The sequence below is a fragment of the Mesorhizobium sp. M1338 genome, assembly GCF_040318045.1.
Lineage (GTDB): Bacteria > Pseudomonadota > Alphaproteobacteria > Rhizobiales > Rhizobiaceae > Mesorhizobium.
The window spans coordinates 16,609-37,186 of the sequence record NZ_JAMYLL010000014.1; the positions used below are offsets into that span (position 1 = coordinate 16,609).

Below are 20,578 nucleotides of genomic sequence, written 5' to 3' on the forward strand. Positions count from 1 at the left end.
CAGGTCCCTTTGGGCTCATGCTCCAACCAAAAAGAAATGCATGGCCGATCTGTTCAGCGTCGATGAACCGGAAAAAGCGTCGCCCGGGCGGCCGCTGGCCGACAGGCTGCGGCCGAGAAACCTTGGCGAGGTCGTCGGCCAGGAACATCTGACCGGCCCTGACGGCGCGCTGACCAGGCTGATCGGTTCCGGCTCGCTCGGCTCGATGATCTTCTGGGGGCCGCCCGGCACCGGCAAGACCACGGTGGCGCGGTTGCTGGCCGGCGAAACCAGTCTCGCCTTCGAGCAGATATCGGCGGTGTTTTCCGGCGTCGCCGATCTGAAAAAAGTGTTTGAAGCGGCCAAGCTGCGCCGTACGAACGGCCGCCAGACCTTGCTGTTCGTCGACGAGATCCATCGCTTCAACCGCGCCCAGCAGGACAGTTTTCTCCCTGTCATGGAGGACGGGACCGTCGTGCTGGTCGGCGCCACGACCGAGAATCCGTCCTTCGAGTTGAATGCCGCTCTGCTGTCGCGCGCGCGCGTCCTGGTCTTCCATTCGTTGGGCGAGGAGAGCATCGCCAAGCTGATAGCGCGGGCCGAGGAGGCCGAGGGCAGGGCGCTGCCGCTCGACGACGAGGCACGAACGATGCTCATCCGCATGAGCGATGGCGACGGCCGCGCGTCGCTGACGCTTGCCGAAGAGGTCTGGCGGGCGGCAAAGCCCGGCGAGGTCTTCGATCCCGAAGGACTGCAGCGCATCGTCCAGCGCCGCGCGCCGATCTACGACAAAGGGCAGGACGGCCATTACAATCTGATCTCGGCGCTGCACAAATCGGTGCGTGGCTCCGACCCCGACGCGGCTCTCTATTATCTTGCGCGCATGTTCGATGCCGGCGAGGATCCGCTCTATCTTGGCCGCCGGCTGGTGCGCATGGCGATGGAGGATATCGGGCTTGCCGATCCGCAGGCGCTGGTCGTCGCCAACGCCGCCAAGGATGCCTACGATTATCTAGGCTCGCCCGAGGGCGAACTGGCTTTTGCCGAGGCCACCGTCTATCTCGCAACCGCGCCCAAATCAAACGCCGTCTACAACGCGTTCAAGGCAGCCACGCGAGCCGCGAAGGAACACGGCTCGCTGCTGCCGCCCAAGCACATCCTCAACGCACCGACGAAGCTGATGAAAGCGGAGGACTACGGCGCCGGCTACCGGTATGATCATGACGAGCCGGATGCCTTTTCGGGCCAGGACTATTTTCCGGAGAAGATGGGCCGCCAGACCTTTTATGATCCGCCCGAGCGCGGCTTCGAGCGCGACATCAGGAAGCGGCTCGATTATTGGGCGAAGCTGCGCAAAGAACGGGAATAGCTGGCTTGCGTGAACCGGTCGTCGTCACGCGTCGAAACGAGGTTTCGCCGTCGGCTTCGAATTCCTGGTTGGCGATCTGGTCCCCGGGGAAAAATGGGACGAGCTTGGCCTGCCGGCGGTGCGTTGACCGATAGTGGCAGGCTTCACAAGGCAGCCAGCCGGCCGCGATAGCAGGGGCCGTTGTGTGGTAACCCAAAAAACCTTATCAAGGCGCACGACCGGGCGGTGGTCGTTGCCGTGATTTGGGCACCTCATTCGCAACAGGATCGCGCGTCGCGCGTGGAAAAATGACAAAAACCCTTCGCAAATCCCTACGCAAATTCGCAATTGCCATCCCGCTTCTCGCCCTTGGCTTCTATTTCATTCCCATCCTGACGACGATCTTCATCGTTTGCGGCCTGATCGACGTGCTGCGTAACGATCGCAAGGATCTGTCGCTTTTCAGCGGCTACTTCCTCGGCAACGGCTTGTTCACCTGGCTGCTTTCGCCGTTCAATCTGCTGGTGGACCTGCTGTGCTACAGAAATCCAGGCGTCTGGAAGCTGGAGCAGTTTCCCGCCGACTATCAGCGCGAGGTCAATGAGGTCCTGGACATTTTCAAGGCACGCAAGGACGAGATCATCGCCGATATCGACGCCAATTTCGGCGCCGGCCGGCGCGGCATGTATGTTTATCAGTGGTACGGCAAGCACAAGATCGACAACGTCGCCGAGTTCAACAAGGATTTCAAATACATCAAGACCATCGCCGTTTCCGTCTTCAGCAAGCGCGAGTCGACCTCCTGGCACTTCGGCCCGCTGCGGCTCAGCCTGCGCATCCTTTACAATCTGATTCCGGTGGAATCCGAGATTTTCATCGAGTGCGGCAACGTCAAGAACTACTGGTACGACAATCCGCTGTTCATCTTCGACGACACGCTGCTGCATCGCTCGGTCAACGAGTATGACGGCCGCCGCTACTGCGTGTTCATGGACATCATCCGTCCATCCCCGGTTCCCGGCCTGATCGCGGCCATGCTCGCCATCGTCTCGGTGAGCGTCGAGCGCATCAATTCCATGTTCTACAAGAACTGGAAGATGATCGGTTCGACCAAGCCGAAGAAGACCGAGACGACCTGAGCTTGAGATCATCGATGCTGCCGGCTCTGTCGGCAGCATCGGATCGCCCTGCATGTGTGAGACCTGGCCATCTTGCGGGCCACTGATGCGCCGGAACGGCTCTTGGCTGCGTAAACGATAGTCCCGGGCCTTTGGCTTCGACAGTTCTCCCTCTTCTCCTCCTGGCGGCCTCAAGTGACGAAGAACAGCTCTCTCGGAGTTTTGGCAAGAACGTATCTATGCACCGTTCTGCTGGGAATTGCCCTTGCAGCCATTTATGTAAGTCTTGAAGAGCCTGTCTATTATTGGGACTTCACTGCCTATTTCGACACGTTTAATCGGCAGGGCGCGCTCTTGGCCGACAGCCCTCTCCAGTGGCTCAGCCAATTGCGGACCTCAATCGCAACGGATGATTACAGCGCGGCAATTTTGGTGCCGCTGATGCCGTTTCACATGGTTTTCGGCGGTTCGAGGCTTTCATACATCGCCGGGATAGTCGCGGCTTACTTGGTTCCGACCGCTCTTTTCATAGGCAAAATGAGCTATCTGGAGGCGGCCACCGAGACCTCTTCATCGCGAAGCTGGCTCACTGTCTGGATTGCGGCCTTTCTCTACACGCCGTTTTGGGCGGCGACGTTTCGTGGGTTGCCTGACATTGCCGGCTGCCTCGCGCTTTCTGCGGCAACCTATTTTCTTTGGAAATCGAAGTTCCTGACCCATGAACCGGTGACCAGCGGAATACGCGTTGGCATCTGCCTGTGGTTGGCGTTCGTGCTACGCCGCTGGTATGCCTATTCGGTTATAGGGCTCGGAATTTCCGCTGCCTTCTTCTGCTTGTTGCAGGTCGCAAAAGACCGGAATTTTCCGGCACTCAGGAATGCCGTCATAGGGGGCTTGTGTGCGGTTCTCGTTGTTGCCGGAGCCGCATTGGCCTTCCAGCAACTTCTGATCCTCAAGATTCTGGGAACCAGCTACGGCGATCTTTACAGCGGGTACAAGACGAACTTCGTTTCGCAGATTGACGAGGTAGGGTCCCGGCTCAGCTATGTGAACTGGCTGTTGATCGTACTGGGCCTTTATATCTCTGTTGTACGCCGAAACGGATTTCCCTTGTTCTGTGCCGTCGCTTCGGCACTCACCTTTTTTCTCTTTACCCGGATGCAGGATCCGGACCGCCATCATTCAATGCCAATGTTTCTCTGGCTCTTCCCTGCATATGCCCAGGCAATCGTTGCGATCGTTTCGACGCCGGCGCTGAGATCGCGATGGTCAGCCATCGCGATAGCCATTGCCGCTGGGTTGGCGTTTTTTGGTACCTTTTTTCCGCTTGGCCGGCAGTTGCTGTCGCCGATCAGCTACGTTTTTGCCAGGGAAGCCACGCTCCCTCTTCACCTCGACAATCTTCCTGAATACAGACGCCTTGTTGATGACCTTCTTGAAAAAATGGAACCCGAGGACCGTTTTTCGGTATTTGCCTCCAGCTCGGTCATGAGCGACTCGCTGTTGTATGAAATGGATAAAGACCTCTACCCCCGCATCGAGTGGGCTTGTCAGGTTGATAGTCGCGATCAATTCAGGCCGGGAACGTTGAAATCCAGATATGTTGTCGTAACCGACCCGCCCGTCACTCATTTGCAATCGGGTGCACAGATTTGTGTCACGATACCGGACCAATATATTGTCGAGGGCAAAGGCATCGGCGCCGCATATAGGCGCATCGCGGCATATCAGTTGTCCGGCGACGTCAAGGGCTATCTCTACGAACAGGTGCGCCCGGTCAGCACAACGGAAATAGATGCCCTCTACGCCGAGTTCAGGAAGAAATATCCAGGCTGGACAACACCTGAGTGGTGACCAGTTCGACTGGTCTGTGCGGTTCCGCCCACAACAAACACAAGGGATTGACCAGGCCGCCCCGGGGGGGGCAGTAAGCGGTCATGTTCAATCTGCTTCTCGTCGTGGTCGGTGGCGGCATCGGCGCCGGCATTCGTCATCTCACCAGCATGGGCGCGCTGCGCCTTGTCGGCCCCAACTATCCCTGGGGCACGATCGTCATCAACATCGTCGGCTCCTTCGCCATGGGCCTGTTCATCGCCATCCTGGCGCGTCGCGGCGGATCGAACGAACTTAGGTTGTTCGTTGCCACCGGCATCCTCGGCGGCTTCACCACTTTCTCCGCCTTTTCGCTCGATTTCGCGACGCTGTGGGAGCGGGGAGTCACGCTGCCGGCGTTCGGATATGCGCTTGCCAGCGTCATTGGCGCCATTATCGCCCTGTTTCTGGGACTTTGGCTCGCAAGAACCGTTTCATAATGCTATTGCCGCGCCGAGAGCAGGGCCGAGCCCTGCCGGAAAACGGATAAGCGAAAAGAATATGGCAGGCGTTGAACAGATCACGGTGGAGGCCGGCGAGGCGGGCATGCGGCTCGATCGCTGGTTCAAGACCCATTTCCCGGGCCTTGGTTTCGGCCATCTGCAGAAGCTTCTGCGCTCCGGCCAGATCCGTGTCGATGGCGGACGGGTCAAGGCCGACACTCGCGTCGAGCCCGGCCAGATGGTGCGTGTCCCGCCGCTCGAGGTGGACAAGAAGGGCGAGAGCGCGCTGACCGGCCACTCGATCCGCAACCAGGGCGATGCCGATGTTCTCGCAAAGATGCTGATCCATGAGGACCCCAAGGTTTTCGTCTTCAACAAGCCGGCGGGCCTTGCCGTGCAGGGTGGCTCCGGCGTCACCCGCAATGTCGACGACATGCTGGAGGCCTGGCGCAACCAGAAGGGCGAGAAGCCGCGCCTGGTGCACCGGCTGGACCGCGATACATCGGGCGTGCTGGTCGTAGCCCGCACCCGCCTTGCCGCCATGAAGCTCGCTGAAGCGTTTCGCGCCCGCGAGACCAAGAAGACCTACTGGGCGCTGGTCAAGGGCGTGCCACCGAAGCGCGAGGACAAGATCTCGACCTGGCTGATCAAGGAGCCGACGCCGGACGGCGACCGCGTCCGTGTCGCCGCGCACGGCGAAAAGGGCGCCGACCACGCCGTGTCCTACTACCGCATCATCGAGCAGGCGGCACAGACGATGACCTGGCTGGAGATGGAGCCTTATACCGGCCGCACCCACCAGCTTCGCGTTCATGCCGCCTACATCGGCTGCCCGATCCTTGGCGATCCGAAATATTTCGAGGCCGACACCAACTGGGATTTTCCCGGCGGCATTCAAAACCGCCTGCATCTGCATGCGCGCCGCATTATCATTCCGCATCCGGACAAGGGCGTCATCGATGTCACCGCGCCGATGCCGCCGCATATGCGCCAGAGCTGGAACCTGATCGGCTTCGACGACGCCAGCGCGGAGGACTGATCGTGAGCGGCGCCACCGACGCGCTCGCCACCGATAAGCTTGATCGCCGCGATACGGTCGACATGGCCGCCGCCGCCATCATGGTCGGCCTGACTTTTTCCTGGGGGCTGAACTACGTCGCTGCCAAGATCTCCTATGCCGGCTACGACCCCGTCTTCCTGTCGATCGCGCGTTCGATCATCGGCGGTTTGTGTGTCTTCGCCTGGTGTCGGTGGCGCGGCATAGCGCTGTTCACGCGCGACGGGACATTGCTCGCCGGCATCGCCGTCGGCGCGCTTTTCGGCATCGAGTTCCTTTGCCTTTATGTAGGTCTGGAGCACACCACCGTCGCCCGCAACACGCTGCTGGTCAACACGATGCCGTTCTGGATGCTGCTCGGCGGCCACTTCCTGCTCGGCGAGCAGATCACGTTGAGGAAATTCCTCGGTCTGCTGCTGGCCTTTGCCGGCCTTGCCGCCGTGTTTTCCGACAAGCTTGGCGGTGACGGGGACATGCTGTTCGGCGATCTCCTGAGCCTCGGCTCCGGGTTTTTCTGGGCCTTGACCAACATCCTCATCAAGCGGTCGAAACTGGTCGAGGCGAGCGCCGAAAAGCTTTTGCTTTATCAACTCGCCGGTGCTGCAATCGTTGGCATATTGGTGCTGCCTCTGGCCGGTCCGCCCGTTCGCGACCCGACCGCGCTGCCGACTTTGGCTTTGTTTTTCCAGGCGGTTTACATCGTCGCCTTCACCTATGTGTTGTGGTTCTGGCTGCTGCGGCGCTATCCGGCGTCAGGCCTGTCCAGTTTCACCTTCCTGTCGCCGGTTTTCGGCGTTTTGTGCGGTGCCATGTTCTTGAATGAGCCGCTGACCATGCGCATTTTCCTGGCACTTGGCCTGATTGCCGCCGGCCTGATCATCGTCAACCGACCGGTGCGCAAGCTGACGCCGGTGTGAGAGAGACTTTTATGCGTGATATCCTCAACGACCTCGAAGCGGGCAAATATCTTTCCGATCCCGATCCGGTGCGTCGCGCCCAGATCCAGATGAAGACGCATCTGCCTAAGCGCTTCTACAAGACCGTCTCGGTCGCGCCGGTGGAGAACGGCTTTGCCGTGCATCTCGACGGCAAGCCGGTGCGCACGCCGGGTAAGGCGCTGCTGGTGCTGCCGACCGAGGCGGCGGCAGCGCTCGTCGCCGATGAGTTCGCCGCCCAGGGCGAGACCATCGATCCGGTGACAATGCCGGTTATGCGGCTTGTGAACACCGCCATCGATGGCGTCGCCAGCGATCCGCAGGCGGTGCTGGAAGACATTCTGCGCTTTGCCTCGTCCGATCTGCTCTGCTACCGTGCCGACGTGCCGCAAGGGCTGGTGGAGCGGCAGAACGAACATTGGGATCCGGTCCTCGATTGGGCGAGGGGGACGCTCGGGGCTCGCTTCAATCTCGCCGAGGGCATCATCCACGTCGAGCAGCCGCGCGAAACCATCGCCGTGCTGGGCAGCCATCTTGCCCAACGGGCCGAACCGCTGCGGCTCGCAGCCATCCATGTGATGACCTCGCTGACCGGCTCGGCGCTGCTGGCGCTGGCTGTCGATTTCGGCGCGCTCGACGCAGAGGGTGCCTGGGCTGCCGGGCATGTCGACGAGGACTGGCAGATCGAGCATTGGGGGCAGGATGCGGAGGCCGTCGCGCGCCGCTCGGCCCGCAAGCGCGACATGATGGCTGCCGCCGGCTTGCTCGAGGCGCTCAAGGGATGACGGCTCCGCCGCTCGCTCTGCTTCATCCCGCAACGCACCTAATACCAAAGTCATAATCCCAAAGACGCGCTGCCTTTGGGCAGCACTTTCTGTCATTTTTCCCGTTGATGGCTGCCCTGAGTCCGCGTTCGGAGGAGAACACGGATGTTGACGCGCAGCTTCGAGGACAACGGGTCTCACGGGAGGAAAACACAATGGCAATCGCATCGACCGCCGGCAGAACGAGCCGCGGCATGACACGGGAAGAGAAGAAGGTCATCTTCGCTTCCTCGCTCGGCACCGTTTTCGAATGGTACGATTTCTATCTCTACGGCTCGCTCGCGGTGTTCATCGGCTCGACGTTTTTCAGTCCGACCATTCCGGAAGCGACGCGCAATATCTTCGCGCTGCTGGCTTTCGCCGCCGGGTTTCTGGTGCGCCCGTTCGGTGCACTGCTGTTCGGCCGCATCGGTGACCTCGTCGGCCGCAAATATACGTTCCTTGTCACCATGACGATCATGGGCCTGTCGACCTTCCTGGTCGGTCTGCTGCCTGGTTATGCGACCTTAGGCATCGCCGCCCCCGTGATCCTGATCATCCTGCGCATGCTGCAGGGCCTGGCGCTGGGTGGCGAATATGGCGGCGCGGCCACTTACGTCGCCGAGCACGCCCCGGACAACCGGCGGGGCTACTACACCTCATGGATCCAGACGACGGCGACGCTCGGCCTGTTCCTGTCGCTGATTGTGATCCTGATCGTACAGGCTTCACTGAGCAAGGAAAGCTATGCTGCCTGGGGCTGGCGTATTCCGTTCATCGTCTCCTTCCTGCTGCTCGGCGTCTCGATCTGGATCCGGCTTTCGCTCTCCGAATCGCCGACCTTCCAGCGCATGAAGGATGAGGGCAAGGGCTCCAAGGCGCCGCTAACGGAAGCCTTCGGCCAATGGAAGAATGCCAGGATTGCCCTGCTGGCGCTGCTCGGCCTCACCGCCGGCCAAGCCGTGGTCTGGTACAACGGCCAGTTCTACGCACTGTTCTTCCTGACCAACGTGCTCAAGGTCGACGCGCAGTCGGTAAACATCATGATCGCCATCGCACTGGCGATCGGATCGATCTTCTTCGTCGTCTTCGGCTGGCTCTCCGACAAGATCGGCCGCAAGCCGATCATCATGGCGGGTCTTGCTCTGGCGATTGTCTGCACCTTCCCGCTGTTCAAGGCGCTGACCTGGGCTGCAAATCCGGCGCTTGCGACGGCGCAGCAGAACACCCGCGCCACGGTGACGGCTGCACCCGGCGACTGCAGGTTCCAGTTCAATCCGGTCGGCACGGCGAAGTTCACGACGTCCTGTGACATCGCAACGTCGTTCCTGACCAAGAACTCGGTTCCTTATGACGTGGTGTCGACGGCTGCGGCCGGAACAGCCGCATCAGTCAAGATCGGCAACGAGACGGTGGCTTCCTATGACGCCGTCGCCGCTGGCGATCAGGCCAAGGCCAAGGACGCAGCCTTCGTGAAAGCCGTCAACATGGCTCTGAAAGACGGAGGCTATCCGCTGAAGCGTGCGGCGATCAAGGTTGCGGACCAGAAGCTCGACGCGTTTGTCGCCGCCAACCCGGAACTGAAGCTGGACGCTGCCGCGATCCGCGCCGGTGAAAAGGCTACTGTGCCGATCGACCAGGCGGTGAAGGACAAGCTGCTGACCACCGATGAAGCAGCGGGTGCGCCCGAAGTCACCGTCTACAATATCCCGGCTGGCGGCGCGTTCGCTATGTTTGCCGACCCGGCGGCCGTCAACTGGCCAATGACCATCGCTATCCTGTTCATCCTGGTCCTGTTCGTGACCATGGTCTACGGGCCGATCGCGGCGATCTTGGTCGAGATGTTCCCGACCCGCATTCGCTACACCGGCATGTCGCTGCCCTACCACATCGGCAATGGCTGGTTCGGAGGCCTGCTGCCGGCAACGGTGTTTGCCCTGAGTGCCTACAAGGGCGACATATATTATGGCCTCTGGTATCCGGTGGTGATCGCGGCGATGTCGCTGGTCATCGGCATGATCTTCGTGAAGGATACGCTCGGCACCAATCTGCACTCCAAGGAGTAGGCGAATTCAAGCGCCCAAAGGAAAACCCGGCGCGAGCAATCGCGCCGGGTTTTTCTTGTTGTAGGACTAGCTTTTGCGAGGCGGTTCGGCTTCCGCGATGGCAGCCTCGTGGTACCAGGCCTCGCCATGATCAAGCGGATGATCGCGCAAAGAGGCAAGCTCTGCCGCGAACTTAGCCTTCACGCCTAAATTTGAGGCAGCCATGCGCGCTGCCATCGGGAACATCAGGATTTTTGCCGACGGACGGGCTGAGGTGATCTCCATGGGCTGTCTCCTTTCTTCTGCGGACCCTTGCCGATTCATCTTTTCATGAAAGTAAGTCCTGCGAACCATTTAGGCAAGATGCCTAAAGAAAGATCAGTATTTGCATGCTATTTAAGCAGATTCTGCTTCTGGTCGATCGTGGCGCATTGCTTAGGCGGCTCGGCTGCATCGCCGGGATGAACGGGCATTTTTGACGCACCCGGCGCAGCGGAAATGGCACACGAATTGCATTTTATCGACTTGGCAGCTGGGCTGCTGGATGGCTCGGCGCGCCGGCGTCATCCAGGTTCGGTGATCAAGCAACGAGAGGCTAGAATGACGAAATACAAGCTCGAGTACATTTGGCTCGATGGATACACTCCGGTCCCCAACCTTCGCGGCAAGACGCAGATCAAGGAATTCGCCGAATTCCCGACGCTCGAGCAGCTGCCGCTGTGGGGCTTCGACGGTTCGTCGACCCAGCAGGCCGAGGGGCACAGCTCCGATTGCGTGCTGAAGCCGGTCGCCGTCTATCCCGATCCCGCCCGCACCAACGGCGTGCTGGTCATGTGCGAAGTCATGATGCCCGATGGCGTGACGCCGCATGCCTCCAACAAGCGCGCCACCATCCTCGACGACGAGGGCGCCTGGTTCGGCTTCGAGCAGGAGTATTTCTTCTACAAGGATGGCCGCCCGCTCGGCTTCCCCGAGAGCGGCTATCCCGCACCGCAGGGCCCGTATTACACCGGCGTCGGTTATTCCAATGTCGGCTCCGTCGCGCGCCAGATCGTCGAGGAACATCTCGACCTCTGCCTCGCCGCCGGCATCAACCATGAAGGCATCAACGCCGAAGTGGCCAAGGGCCAGTGGGAATTCCAGATTTTCGGCAAGGGCTCCAAGAAAGCCGCCGACCAGATGTGGATGGCACGCTATTTGATGCAGCGCCTGACCGAGAAATACGGCATCGACATCGAATACCACTGCAAGCCGCTCGGCGACACCGATTGGAATGGCTCGGGCATGCACGCCAACTTCTCGACGGCCTATATGCGCGAAGTCGGCGGCAAGGCTTATTTCGAGGCGCTCATGGCGGCTTTCGACAAGAACCTGATGGATCACATCGCCGTCTACGGACCGGACAACGACAAGCGTTTGACCGGCAAGCACGAGACCGCGCCGTGGAACAGGTTCAGCTATGGCATCGCCGATCGCGGCGCCTCGATCCGCGTGCCGCATTCCTTCATCAACAACGACTACAAGGGCTATCTGGAAGACCGCCGTCCGAACTCGCAGGGCGACCCCTACCAGATCGCCTCGCAGATCCTGAAGACGATCGCTTCGGTCTCGGAAAGCGCCCAGGTTTCGGCCGCGGCTTAAGCCTTCGTCACGGCGCGGACCAAGGGTTTATGCCGTGACCGTCTGAAGTCCGTCCAACTAGCTATCTGCCCAAGACCCCGGCGAAAGCCGGGGTCTTTTCTGTGATGCAAGTTTGGCGCGCTGTTTGAGCTTTGGAGCGGTCGACGCCATTTCCAATCGACGCAGGTAGTATTGCCTTGCTCAGGGTTGCCGGCGCTTTCGTTGGTCCCTTACAAGCAAACCATCACCCTGTAGGCCTGCTTCCTTATAGAGAGCGATCAAGTCTCTTTGGACGTCGCCCTCCGCCGTCTGAGCCCGATGGCAACGGGGCTGATCATGGTGGTGGCGGCGATGTACGGTCCCTCAAGCCCGCTCGCAAGAACTCCGGCCAAGGGCCCGGGTTCTTTTTCCCGTTAGCCGGCAGATCGCATCCCCGTCGGAATATACCCAGAAAAAGTCAGGCAATTCAGCCGGTCAGAATCCTACTGGATTCCCGGCCGTGGCCGTGTGCGTTTCCAGTGATCATTTGTCGGAAAAGCCCGAAAAATCGCCTTTTTCAGCCCCTTATCCGTGGCAAAGATCCTTCCATAAGCATCTGTTCACGTTGCGAAATCGGCTAACCACAGTCCGCTTGGTGGCGTTGACAGGTCGCGGTGCAGCATGCGTATTCGCAGACCTTGGAGTTACGTCACGCAATGCTGTTCGGACGGGCGGGGTTTTCTTGAACGGCGGCATTGGCGGGGGCGCCGGACGAGCGGTCACTGTAGCCTGAGACAGTGCGCCGCTCGCTCCTGGCTTCATGTTCGCGATCGAACAGTGATCCTCTTGTCATCCATCGGACCTTACTGTGCCTGAGGCCAACGTCACCGGATTGACGTGCCGTGCGCGCCAATGGACCGCGCTCATGAATCCGGGCACGCGCGATCGTCGAAAAGTCAGCGTGGATACGCCGCCCAGTCGGCGCGCGCGAGAGCGGGCCGATCAGTAGGCACGGCGTATTGGAGCGCAGCAAAAAGCCCTTGAAAGAGGAAAATCTTTCAAGGGCTTGAATATCATATTGAATCTTAGTCCGAGATTGGATCTCAGACGGAGTAGTACATGTCGTACTCGACCGGATGCGGGGTCATTTCGAAGCGCATCACTTCGGCCATCTTCAGCTCGATGTAGCTGTCGATCTGGTCGTCGTCGAACACGCCGCCGGCCTTCAGGAAGCCGCGGTCCTTGTCGAGGCTCTGCAGCGCTTCACGCAGCGACCCGCAGACGGTCGGGATCTTTTTCAGTTCCTTCGGCGGCAGATCGTAGAGATCCTTGTCCATCGGCTGGCCGGGGTGGATCTTGTTCTTGATGCCGTCGAGGCCGGCCATCAGCAGCGCCGCGAAGCCGAGATAGGGGTTCGCGCCCGGATCGGGGAAGCGGATCTCGACCCGCTTGGCCTTCGGCGACGAGCCGAACGGGATGCGGCAGGAGGCCGAGCGGTTGCGCGCCGAATAGGCGAGCAGCACCGGCGCTTCATAACCCGGAACCAGACGCTTGTAGGAATTGGTCAGCGGATTGGTGAAGGCGTTGATCGCCTTGGCGTGCTTGATGATGCCGCCGATGTAGAACAGGCAGGTTTCCGACAGCCCGGCATATTCATTGCCGGCGAAGGTCGGCTTGCCGTTCTTCCAGATCGACATGTGGACGTGCATGCCCGAGCCGTTGTCGCCGAAGATCGGCTTCGGCATGAAGGTCGCCGTCTTGCCGTAGGCATTGGCAACCTGATGCACGACGTATTTGTAGATCAGCATCTTGTCGGCGTTGCGCACCAGCGCGTCGAACTTGATGCCGAGTTCGTGCTGGGCAGCCGCCACCTCATGGTGGTGCTTTTCGACGCGCACGCCCATCTCGGCGAGCACGGTCAGCATTTCCGAGCGCATGTCCTGCGCACTGTCGATCGGCGGTACCGGAAAGTAGCCGCCCTTGATGCGCGGACGGTGGCCGAGATTGCCGGTCTCATAGTCGGTGTCGTCGTTCGACGGCAGTTCGGTTGAGTCGAGTTTGAAGCCGGTGTTGTAGGGGTCGGCCTTGTACTTCACATCGTCGAAGACGAAGAACTCGGCTTCCGGGCCGACAAAGACGGTGTCGCCGATGCCTTCCGACTTCATGTAGGCCTCGGCCTTCTTGGCCGTACCGCGCGGATCGCGATTGTAGGACTCACCCGAAACCGGATCGAGGATGTCACACAGGATGACCATGGTCGACTGGGCGAAGAACGGGTCCATGTGGACGGTGTCCGGATCAGGCATCAGCACCATGTCGGACTCGTTGATGGCCTTCCAACCGGCAATCGACGATCCGTCGAACATCACGCCGTCGGCGAACATGTCTTCCTCGACCTCGATGACATCCATCGTCACGTGCTGCAGCTTGCCCTTCGGGTCCGTGAAGCGCAGGTCGACGAATTTCACGTCGTTGTCCTTGATCTGCTTCATGATGTCTTTGGCTGTCGTCATGTCATGTATCCCTGTGTGATGACGTTTTTTTATGATGACGTTCTAGGAGAATGCGGGGTCGGGTCAGACCGCGTCCATGCCTGTTTCGCCGGTACGGATTCGCACGACTTCCTCGATATTGGAAACGAAGATTTTGCCGTCGCCAATACGGCCGGTCTGCGCCGCCTTGCGGATGGCCTCGATCGCGCCTTCGACCGCATCGTCGCCAAGAACGACCTCGATTTTCACCTTGGGCAGGAAATCGACGACATATTCGGCGCCGCGGTAGAGCTCGGTATGGCCCTTCTGACGACCGAAGCCCTTTGCCTCGGTGACAGTAATGCCCTGCAGTCCGGCCTCCTGAAGCGCTTCCTTCACTTCGTCCAGCTTGAATGGCTTGATGATCGCTTCGATCTTTTTCATGTAAAAAGTGGCCTCCACTGCCAAAAAAACGGGTTGTGAACCCCCGCTTGCGCTTCCATCAAGCACGAACTATGCCAATTAGACGGATTCGAAGCGTTCTCATACGATTTCAAAGTCGCACCGCACCTGGATGCAAATTCACGTCATACGCTGCACCGGAAGCGGCATGGGCTGTTGGAGCCTACACAGCGCCGGCACCTGCGTTCGCACAAAGATTAGGCGTATCGCCTATCCCTCAGGCAATCTTGTGCCTGCGATGCCCTCATGCCTACGATATGACTCCTGATCTCGGCAACTCCCCCGTTTGCTTCGGATCGAAAATTGGACAATGCTTGATCGAATGCGGATCGGCAATCCATGAGCAACGAACTTCTTGTCCCCGCCGAAATGAGCGAGGCGGATCGGCTGACGATTGCCGCCGGTCCAGTCGACGGTATCGGCCTGATGCGCCGAGCCGGCGAGGCGGTCGCGGCCGAGGTTCTCATGCGATATCCCTCGGCGATGCACGTCCATGTGCTGTGCGGACCCGGCAATAACGGCGGTGATGGCTACGTCGTCGCCCGTATCCTGGCCGACAGCGGCGTCGGCACCACAATCTGGGCATCCGGACCGCCGAGGCCGGAAAGCGATGCGGCGCTCGCGGCCTCGGAATGCCCGATCAAGCCGCGGCCGCTGTCTGGATTTGATGCCGAGGCCGGCTCGATCGTGGTCGACGCGCTCTATGGGGCCGGACTGTCCAAGCCGCTGTCCGGCGATGCCGCGAAAGCTGTCGAAAGCGTGACAGCCTTGCGCCTGCCGGTGGTCGCGGTCGACCTGCCGTCGGGCGTCTCGGGTGCCAGCGGCGAAATATTGGGCCGGGCGTTTCGCGCCGAGGTCACCGTCACCTTCGCACGGAAAAAGCCTGGCCACCTGCTGCTGCCGGGACGCGGACAATGCGGTGAAATCGTGCTCGCCGATATCGGCATCGGCGACGGCATCATCGCCCAGCTCGCCGTCTCGACTTTCGAGAATGGGCCGGACCTGTGGTTGCGGGATTTTCCCGCGCCGGCGGTCGACGCGCACAAATACAAGCGCGGCCATGTCGGCGTCTTTTCCGGCGGCCCCAGCGCGACGGGCGCGGCGCGGCTGTCGGCGATGGCCGCCGCGAGAAGCGGGGCAGGGGCGGTCACCGTGCTGTCGCCGCCCAATGCCATGCAGGTGAACGCGACACATCTGACCTCGATCATGCTGCGAGAGGCGGGTTCGCTCGAGGAGGTGCAGGAATTCCTGACGGCGCGCCATCCCGAAGCGCTGGTGTTCGGACCGGGGCTCGGCCCCAAACCCAAGGTCGGCGATTTTGCCCTGCAACTGATCAAGGCTTTGGAGGATGGTGCGCGCGCGTCGGCGACCGCAAGCCACGCAAATGCGATTGTCCTGGACGCCGACGCCATCACATCGCTGGCTCACCAATCCGAGGCATTGTTCGAAGCCGCCCGTCAGCCGAACGCTCCAGCGTTGGTGATAACGCCGCATGAGGGTGAATTCGGCCGACTGTTCCCTGATATCGCGGGGAATGAGACCCTGCCGAAGCTGGCCAAGGCGCGCGCGGCAGCCGAGCGCGCCAATGCCGTCATCGTCTACAAGGGCGCCGACACGGTGATCGCTGCTCCCGATGGCAAGGCGGCGATCAATTCCAACGGCGCGCCGTGGCTGGCCACAGCCGGGTCGGGCGACGTGTTGTCGGGCATCATTGCCGGCCTGCTCGCACAAGGCATGCCGCCCTTCGCGGGAACCTGCGCGGCGGTGTGGCTGCACGCCGAAGCCGGCAGCCGGTTCGGACCCGGTCTGATCGCCGAGGATCTGCCGCTGGCGCTGGTGCCGGTGCTGCGCGAACTCTTCGACGCGCGGTAGCGCAAGCCAATCATCCGATTACCCAACTATTCCAAGCCGCGGAATTCGCATCGCTCGATTATTCCACGCTGAAAACAGGTGCGCGCGCCTCACAGCGGGATGTTGTCGTGCTTCTTCCAGGGGTTCTGCATGTCCTTGTTGCGCAGCATCCTGAGCGCCCGCGCAATACGGCGGCGGGTCGAGTGCGGCATGATCACCTCGTCGACATAGCCACGCTCGGCGGCGACGAAGGGCGACAGGAAGCGATCCTCGTAAGCCTTTGTATGGGCTGCGATCTTTTCGGCGTCGCCAATGTCCTTGCGGTAGATGATCTCGACCGCGCCCCGTGCGCCCATCACCGCGATCTGCGCCGTCGGCCAGGCATAGTTCATGTCGCCGCGCAGATGCTTTGACGCCATCACGTCATAGGCGCCGCCATAGGCCTTGCGGGTGATGACGGTGATCTTCGGCACGGTGGCCTCGGCATAGGCAAACAGCAGTTTGGCGCCATGCTTGATCAGCCCGCCATATTCCTGCGCCGTGCCGGGCAGGAAGCCGGGAACATCGACGAAGGTGACGATCGGGATCGAAAAGCAGTCGCAGAAGCGCACGAAACGCGCCGCCTTACGGCTGGCGTCGGAATCGAGCACGCCGGCCAGCACCATCGGCTGGTTGGCGACGAAGCCGACCGTCCGGCCCTCGACGCGCCCGAACCCGGTGACGATGTTTTTCGCAAAATTCTGCTGGATCTCGAAGAAGTCGCCTTCGTCGGCGACTTTCAGGATCAACTCCTTGATGTCATAGGGCTTGTTGGCGTTGTCGGGGATGAGCCGGTCGAGCGACAAATCATGGTCGGTGACCGACTGGTAGCATTCGATCTCGGGAAGCTCTGAAGTGTTGGAAGCCGGCAGCAGGTCGACCAGCCGGCGCATCTGCAGCAGCGCTTCGACGTCATTATCATAGGCGCCGTCTGCGATGGAGGATTTCGTCGTATGGACGGAAGCGCCGCCGAGGCTCTCGGCGGTCACGGTCTCGTTGGTGACGGTTTTCACCACATCCGGCCCGGTGACGAACATGTAGGAGGTGTCGCGCACCATGAAGATGAAGTCGGTCATGGCAGGCGAATAGACGTCGCCGCCGGCGCAAGGCCCCATGATCACCGAGATCTGCGGAATGACGCCGGACGCCAGCACGTTGCGCTGAAAGATCTCGGCATAACCGCCGAGCGCGGCCACGCCTTCCTGGATGCGCGCGCCGCCGGCATCATAAAGCCCGACGATCGGCGCACGATTGCGCAGCGCCATCTCCTGCACCTTGATGACTTTCTCGGCGTGAGCCTCCGACAGCGAGCCGCCGAACACGGTGAAATCCTTGGCGAAGAGGTAGACCGGACGGCCGTTGACCGTGCCCCAGCCGGTGACCACGCCGTCGCCGGCGATCTTGGTCTTCTCCATGCCGAAATCGGTCGAGCGGTGCTCGACATACATGTCGAATTCCTCGAACGAGCCCTCGTCGAGAAACACTTCGATGCGTTCGCGCGCGGTAAGCTTGCCCTTCTTGTGCTGCGCATCGATGCGCGCCTGGCCACCACCCATGCGGGCGATCTCGCGCCGGCGCTCGAGTTCCTTCAGCACGTCCTTCATCGATTACCTCCCAGGCCAGCGGCATTTCGTGGTAATCGTGCCTGCAGGCGAGCGCAAGCGCCGCTTACGCCCGTCTTTGTTGCGCTGCAGCATGACGCCCCTTGCATTTGGCGGCGAACTGGGCCATATGCGGCGACATAGGCGCTTGGGCCGGGACACTCCGGCCTTCTCGACGAATGAGACTGGTTGCGTCTGTTTTCCCTCTTTCCGGTATATCGGCCCCTCTTTCCGGTACATCACAAAGCGGCGAAAAAGCCCCGTGGCATGATGCCCGCGGGCACGACAGCGCAGCCGCGCGGACGGAAACGTCCGCCGCCTTGTCGTTCCATGACAATTTGTTCGACGGCAGGTTGCGCCCTGCCGCCATCGATGTTTGCGGCCGAAGCCGCGTGAAAGAAGATTATTTTGACAAACGAAAACACTTTGCCCGGTAGCAACACCGCGGAACTTACCGGTTTCGCCGCACTGGGTATTACGGGCGCGCTGCTCAAGGCCACCCATAACGCCGGTTTCACCGAACCGAAGCCTATCCAGGCACAGGCGATCCCGCCGCAGATGGAAGGCCGTGACATTTTCGGCATCGCCCAGACGGGGTCCGGCAAGACCGCGGCCTTCGCGCTGCCGATCCTGTCGAAGATCATCGCTCTCGGCACCAAGCGGCGCGCCAAGACGGCGCGTGCGCTGATTCTGGCGCCGACGCGCGAACTCGCCGTGCAGATCGAGGACACCATCAAGATCCTCGCCAAGGGCGCGCATGTCTCGACCGCGCTCGTGCTCGGCGGCGTCTCGCGCTTCAGCCAGGTGAAGAAGGTTGCGCCCGGCGTCGACATCCTGATCGCAACGCCCGGCCGATTGACCGATCTTGTGCGTGAAGGCGACCTCGTGCTTGCCGACACCAAATGGCTGGTGCTCGACGAGGGCGACCGCATGCTCGACATGGGCTTCATCAATGACGTCAAGCGCATCGCCAAGGCGACCGCGCCCGATCGTCAGACGGTGCTGTTCTCGGCGACCATGCCCAATGAGATCGCCGAACTGGCGAAGGGCCTGCTGAAGAACCCGATTCGCGTCGAAGTCGCGCCGCAAAGCACGGCAGCGGCCGAGATCGTGCAAGGCGTCGTCTTTGCCCGCACCAAGCAGAAGCGCCAGGTGCTGTCGACGATGCTCGCCGACGAAGCGATGAAGTCCGTCATCATCTTTTCGCGCACCAAGCATGGTGCCGACAGGGTGACCAAGGACCTCGAGCGCGACGGCTTCAAGGCCGCCGTCATCCACGGCAACAAGTCGCAGAACGCCCGCCAGAAGGCGCTGAACGATTTCCGCGAGGGTTCGGTGCGCATTCTGGTGGCGACCGACATTGCCGCGCGTGGCATCGACGTCCCCGGCATCAGCCATGTCGTGAATTTCGACCTGCCGGACGAAGCGGAGAGCTATGTCCACCGCATCGGCCGCACCGGCCGCAATGGCATGGACGGCATCGCCATTACGCTTTGCGATCCCTCTGAGAACAGCAAGCTGCGCCAGGTCGAGCGCATCATCCGCACCAAGCTGCCGATCGTTGCCGACCATCTCGGCAGCCCCGATCCGCAGCGCAATCCGGCTGAAAAGAACGAGCGCTTCGAACCGGCCAATGACCGCAATGGTCGTCGCGACGGCAGGCGGCCCGGTGGCGAGAACAAAGGCAACGGTTTTGGCAAGAAGCGCTTCGGCGACAAGCCGGCCTTCGCCGGCGAGCGCAAGCCGGAAGGCGCCAAGCCAGCCTTTAAAGGCAACAATAAGCGCCGCTTCGGCGGCAAGCGTCCGGCGGCGCGGGCTGCGTAAGCCAGACCGTATCGCAATCAGTCAGGCTCAGGCTGGCTGATTGCCGGGACCGACAAAAAGGGCGGCTGAAGCAAAGCTTCGGTCGCCCCTTTTTTCATCCGCTTACTTGACCACCGCCTCGACCCAGACGGCAATCCTTTGCGCCAGAAAGGCCGTGGTCGATGGCGACAGCGCGTCGCCGGCGATGACGTGGTTGTCCGGGTCGCCGGTGTCGTCGACAGGAACCAGTTCATGCGGCGCGCCCCAGCGCCCGGCGATCTCGCGGGTGCGGTCGGGCCGCACCACTTTGTCCGAATCCGAGAAGATGAACAAAGCAGGGATGGTCGCCTTCTCCACCGGGGCGCCATAGGCAAGGTCGGTCAGCGCCTGCATCGGCAAGGTCGCTTCGATCGGGTAGCGGTAGGTCCAGAATTTTTCATGCAGCGCGTTGCGCGGCACGAAGATGTGTTCCTTGCCCGCAACCAGCCTGGCGATCTGTTTTCCCCATGGCACGGTCAGGATTTCGGCACCCGAAGCCTTCACGCCGAAATTCGGCGAGATGAACGCGATCGCCGCCACCCCGTCCGATGCGCCCGGCTGCGTTGCCGCCCATGTGACCAGCGAGCCGCCGGTCGAAGTCGAGATGACGATCACCTTGTCGCCGATCGCCCGGCCAATGGCGAGCGCCTCCACATAGTCGTTGATCCAGGCATTGATGCTGCCTTGCGTCATCGCCGCGCCGTCCTGCCCGTGACCGGTAAGACGGGTGTAGAAGAGATTGGCATCGAGTTGGTCGGCCACTTCGTCCGGCAGCGGGCGGACCTCGCCTTTCGATGCGGAAAAGCCGTGGATGTAGACGATCGCCAGCGGCGTCCTGGCATGCAGCATCGGGTTGGCCCAGACGATCTCCTTCTCCAGCCCGTCGCGGATTCCGGGAATGGCGGCTTCGACCTTTGCCACATAGGCCTGCGGATCGTCGCCGATGACCGAGGGATCGAAGCGGATCGTGGTGTCGACGGGGACGCGTGGGCCGAGCACGATGGCCAGTGCGAGGATGGCGACAAAACCTAGCACAGCAAGCACGATCCGTCGCCCCATCGCAGACTCCACGCAAACAATCTCTCAACCTATGGCGGCGGCCACCGCAGGCAA

16 protein-coding genes are annotated in these 20,578 nt (G+C 61.2%); 11 read left to right on the forward strand and 5 right to left on the reverse strand.

What is annotated here, in order from left to right; translation table 11 throughout:
* Positions 1 to 40 precede the first annotated feature (40 nt).
* The 8 genes from NKH19_RS15285 to NKH19_RS15320 all read left to right on the forward strand — a co-directional run bounded on the left by NKH19_RS15285 (position 41) and on the right by NKH19_RS15320 (position 9,621).
* Entirely contained in the window at positions 41 to 1,348 is a 1,308-nt protein-coding gene (locus NKH19_RS15285) for a replication-associated recombination protein A (protein ID WP_352868317.1), read from the forward strand.
* A gap of 287 nt (positions 1,349 to 1,635) precedes the next feature.
* Entirely contained in the window at positions 1,636 to 2,466 is an 831-nt protein-coding gene (locus tag NKH19_RS15290; RefSeq protein ID WP_352868319.1) for an aspartyl/asparaginyl beta-hydroxylase domain-containing protein, read from the forward strand.
* A gap of 174 nt (positions 2,467 to 2,640) precedes the next feature.
* A complete protein-coding gene (locus NKH19_RS15295) occupies positions 2,641 to 4,299 on the forward strand; it encodes a hypothetical protein (protein ID WP_352868321.1) in 1,659 nt (552 codons plus the stop codon).
* Between the two features lie 83 nt (positions 4,300 to 4,382).
* Complete coding sequence (gene crcB / locus NKH19_RS15300; protein ID WP_352868323.1) at positions 4,383 to 4,757, forward strand: fluoride efflux transporter CrcB; 375 nt, start codon at positions 4,383 to 4,385, stop codon at positions 4,755 to 4,757.
* A gap of 61 nt (positions 4,758 to 4,818) precedes the next feature.
* Entirely contained in the window at positions 4,819 to 5,799 is a 981-nt protein-coding gene (locus NKH19_RS15305) for an RluA family pseudouridine synthase (RefSeq protein WP_023757961.1), read from the forward strand.
* Positions 5,800 to 5,861: 62 nt separating this feature from the next.
* Complete coding sequence (locus NKH19_RS15310; RefSeq protein WP_352868556.1) at positions 5,862 to 6,734, forward strand: DMT family transporter; 873 nt, start codon at positions 5,862 to 5,864, stop codon at positions 6,732 to 6,734.
* An 11-nt stretch (positions 6,735 to 6,745) separates the two neighbouring features.
* Positions 6,746 to 7,537 (forward strand): ATP12 family chaperone protein, encoded by a 792-nt coding sequence (locus tag NKH19_RS15315; protein ID WP_352868325.1) that lies wholly within the window; start codon positions 6,746 to 6,748, stop codon positions 7,535 to 7,537.
* A gap of 194 nt (positions 7,538 to 7,731) precedes the next feature.
* Positions 7,732 to 9,621, forward strand: a complete 1,890-nt coding sequence (locus NKH19_RS15320) for an MFS transporter (protein WP_352868327.1) — start codon at positions 7,732 to 7,734, stop codon at positions 9,619 to 9,621.
* Positions 9,622 to 9,687: 66 nt separating this feature from the next.
* On the opposite strand, the gene NKH19_RS15325 is transcribed toward NKH19_RS15320, so the two are convergent.
* On the reverse strand, positions 9,688 to 9,885 hold the full coding sequence (locus tag NKH19_RS15325; RefSeq protein ID WP_352868329.1) for a DUF2735 domain-containing protein: 198 nt from the start codon (positions 9,883 to 9,885) through the stop codon (positions 9,688 to 9,690).
* A gap of 315 nt (positions 9,886 to 10,200) precedes the next feature.
* On the opposite strand from NKH19_RS15325, the gene NKH19_RS15330 reads away from it, so the two are divergent.
* Positions 10,201 to 11,241: a glutamine synthetase beta-grasp domain-containing protein gene (locus NKH19_RS15330; protein WP_352868330.1), complete on the forward strand. Its 1,041-nt coding sequence runs from the start codon at positions 10,201 to 10,203 to the stop codon at positions 11,239 to 11,241.
* 1,061 nt (positions 11,242 to 12,302) lie between these two features.
* Here the strand turns inward: NKH19_RS15330 and glnA are convergent.
* Both glnA and NKH19_RS15340 read right to left on the reverse strand, forming a co-directional pair.
* A complete protein-coding gene (gene glnA / locus NKH19_RS15335) occupies positions 12,303 to 13,712 on the reverse strand; it encodes a type I glutamate--ammonia ligase (RefSeq protein ID WP_352868332.1) in 1,410 nt (469 codons plus the stop codon).
* Between the two features lie 63 nt (positions 13,713 to 13,775).
* Entirely contained in the window at positions 13,776 to 14,114 is a 339-nt protein-coding gene (locus NKH19_RS15340; RefSeq protein ID WP_006205430.1) for a P-II family nitrogen regulator, read from the reverse strand.
* 357 nt (positions 14,115 to 14,471) lie between these two features.
* Here NKH19_RS15340 and NKH19_RS15345 point away from each other — a divergent pair, with 357 nt between their 5' ends.
* Positions 14,472 to 16,004: an NAD(P)H-hydrate dehydratase gene (locus NKH19_RS15345; protein WP_352868334.1), complete on the forward strand. Its 1,533-nt coding sequence runs from the start codon at positions 14,472 to 14,474 to the stop codon at positions 16,002 to 16,004.
* 89 nt (positions 16,005 to 16,093) lie between these two features.
* Here NKH19_RS15345 and NKH19_RS15350 read toward each other — a convergent pair whose 3' ends face one another.
* A complete protein-coding gene (locus NKH19_RS15350) occupies positions 16,094 to 17,626 on the reverse strand; it encodes an acyl-CoA carboxylase subunit beta (protein WP_352868337.1) in 1,533 nt (510 codons plus the stop codon).
* Between the two features lie 405 nt (positions 17,627 to 18,031).
* On the opposite strand from NKH19_RS15350, the gene NKH19_RS15355 reads away from it, so the two are divergent.
* Positions 18,032 to 19,447: a DEAD/DEAH box helicase gene (locus tag NKH19_RS15355; RefSeq protein WP_352868339.1), complete on the forward strand. Its 1,416-nt coding sequence runs from the start codon at positions 18,032 to 18,034 to the stop codon at positions 19,445 to 19,447.
* 102 nt (positions 19,448 to 19,549) lie between these two features.
* On the opposite strand, the gene NKH19_RS15360 is transcribed toward NKH19_RS15355, so the two are convergent.
* Positions 19,550 to 20,524 (reverse strand): alpha/beta hydrolase, encoded by a 975-nt coding sequence (locus NKH19_RS15360; protein ID WP_352982338.1) that lies wholly within the window; start codon positions 20,522 to 20,524, stop codon positions 19,550 to 19,552.
* Positions 20,525 to 20,578: the final 54 nt, after the last annotated feature.

Excerpts from the sequence above, each read along its gene's own strand:
- NKH19_RS15285 (WP_352868317.1), top strand. The coding sequence starts at position 41 with ATGGCCGATCTGTTCAGCGTCGATGAACCGGAAAAAGCGTCGCCCGGG.
- NKH19_RS15290 (WP_352868319.1), top strand. The coding sequence starts at position 1,636 with ATGACAAAAACCCTTCGCAAATCCCTACGCAAATTCGCAATTGCCATC.
- crcB (WP_352868323.1), top strand. The coding sequence starts at position 4,383 with ATGTTCAATCTGCTTCTCGTCGTGGTCGGTGGCGGCATCGGCGCCGGC.
- NKH19_RS15305 (WP_023757961.1), top strand. The coding sequence starts at position 4,819 with ATGGCAGGCGTTGAACAGATCACGGTGGAGGCCGGCGAGGCGGGCATG.
- NKH19_RS15310 (WP_352868556.1), top strand. The coding sequence starts at position 5,862 with ATGGCCGCCGCCGCCATCATGGTCGGCCTGACTTTTTCCTGGGGGCTG.
- NKH19_RS15315 (WP_352868325.1), top strand. The coding sequence starts at position 6,746 with ATGCGTGATATCCTCAACGACCTCGAAGCGGGCAAATATCTTTCCGAT.
- NKH19_RS15320 (WP_352868327.1), top strand. The coding sequence starts at position 7,732 with ATGGCAATCGCATCGACCGCCGGCAGAACGAGCCGCGGCATGACACGG.
- NKH19_RS15325 (WP_352868329.1), bottom strand. The coding sequence starts at position 9,885 with ATGGAGATCACCTCAGCCCGTCCGTCGGCAAAAATCCTGATGTTCCCG.
- NKH19_RS15330 (WP_352868330.1), top strand. The coding sequence starts at position 10,201 with ATGACGAAATACAAGCTCGAGTACATTTGGCTCGATGGATACACTCCG.
- glnA (WP_352868332.1), bottom strand. The coding sequence starts at position 13,712 with ATGACGACAGCCAAAGACATCATGAAGCAGATCAAGGACAACGACGTG.
- NKH19_RS15340 (WP_006205430.1), bottom strand. The coding sequence starts at position 14,114 with ATGAAAAAGATCGAAGCGATCATCAAGCCATTCAAGCTGGACGAAGTG.
- NKH19_RS15345 (WP_352868334.1), top strand. The coding sequence starts at position 14,472 with ATGAGCAACGAACTTCTTGTCCCCGCCGAAATGAGCGAGGCGGATCGG.
- NKH19_RS15350 (WP_352868337.1), bottom strand. The coding sequence starts at position 17,626 with ATGAAGGACGTGCTGAAGGAACTCGAGCGCCGGCGCGAGATCGCCCGC.
- NKH19_RS15360 (WP_352982338.1), bottom strand. The coding sequence starts at position 20,524 with ATGGGGCGACGGATCGTGCTTGCTGTGCTAGGTTTTGTCGCCATCCTC.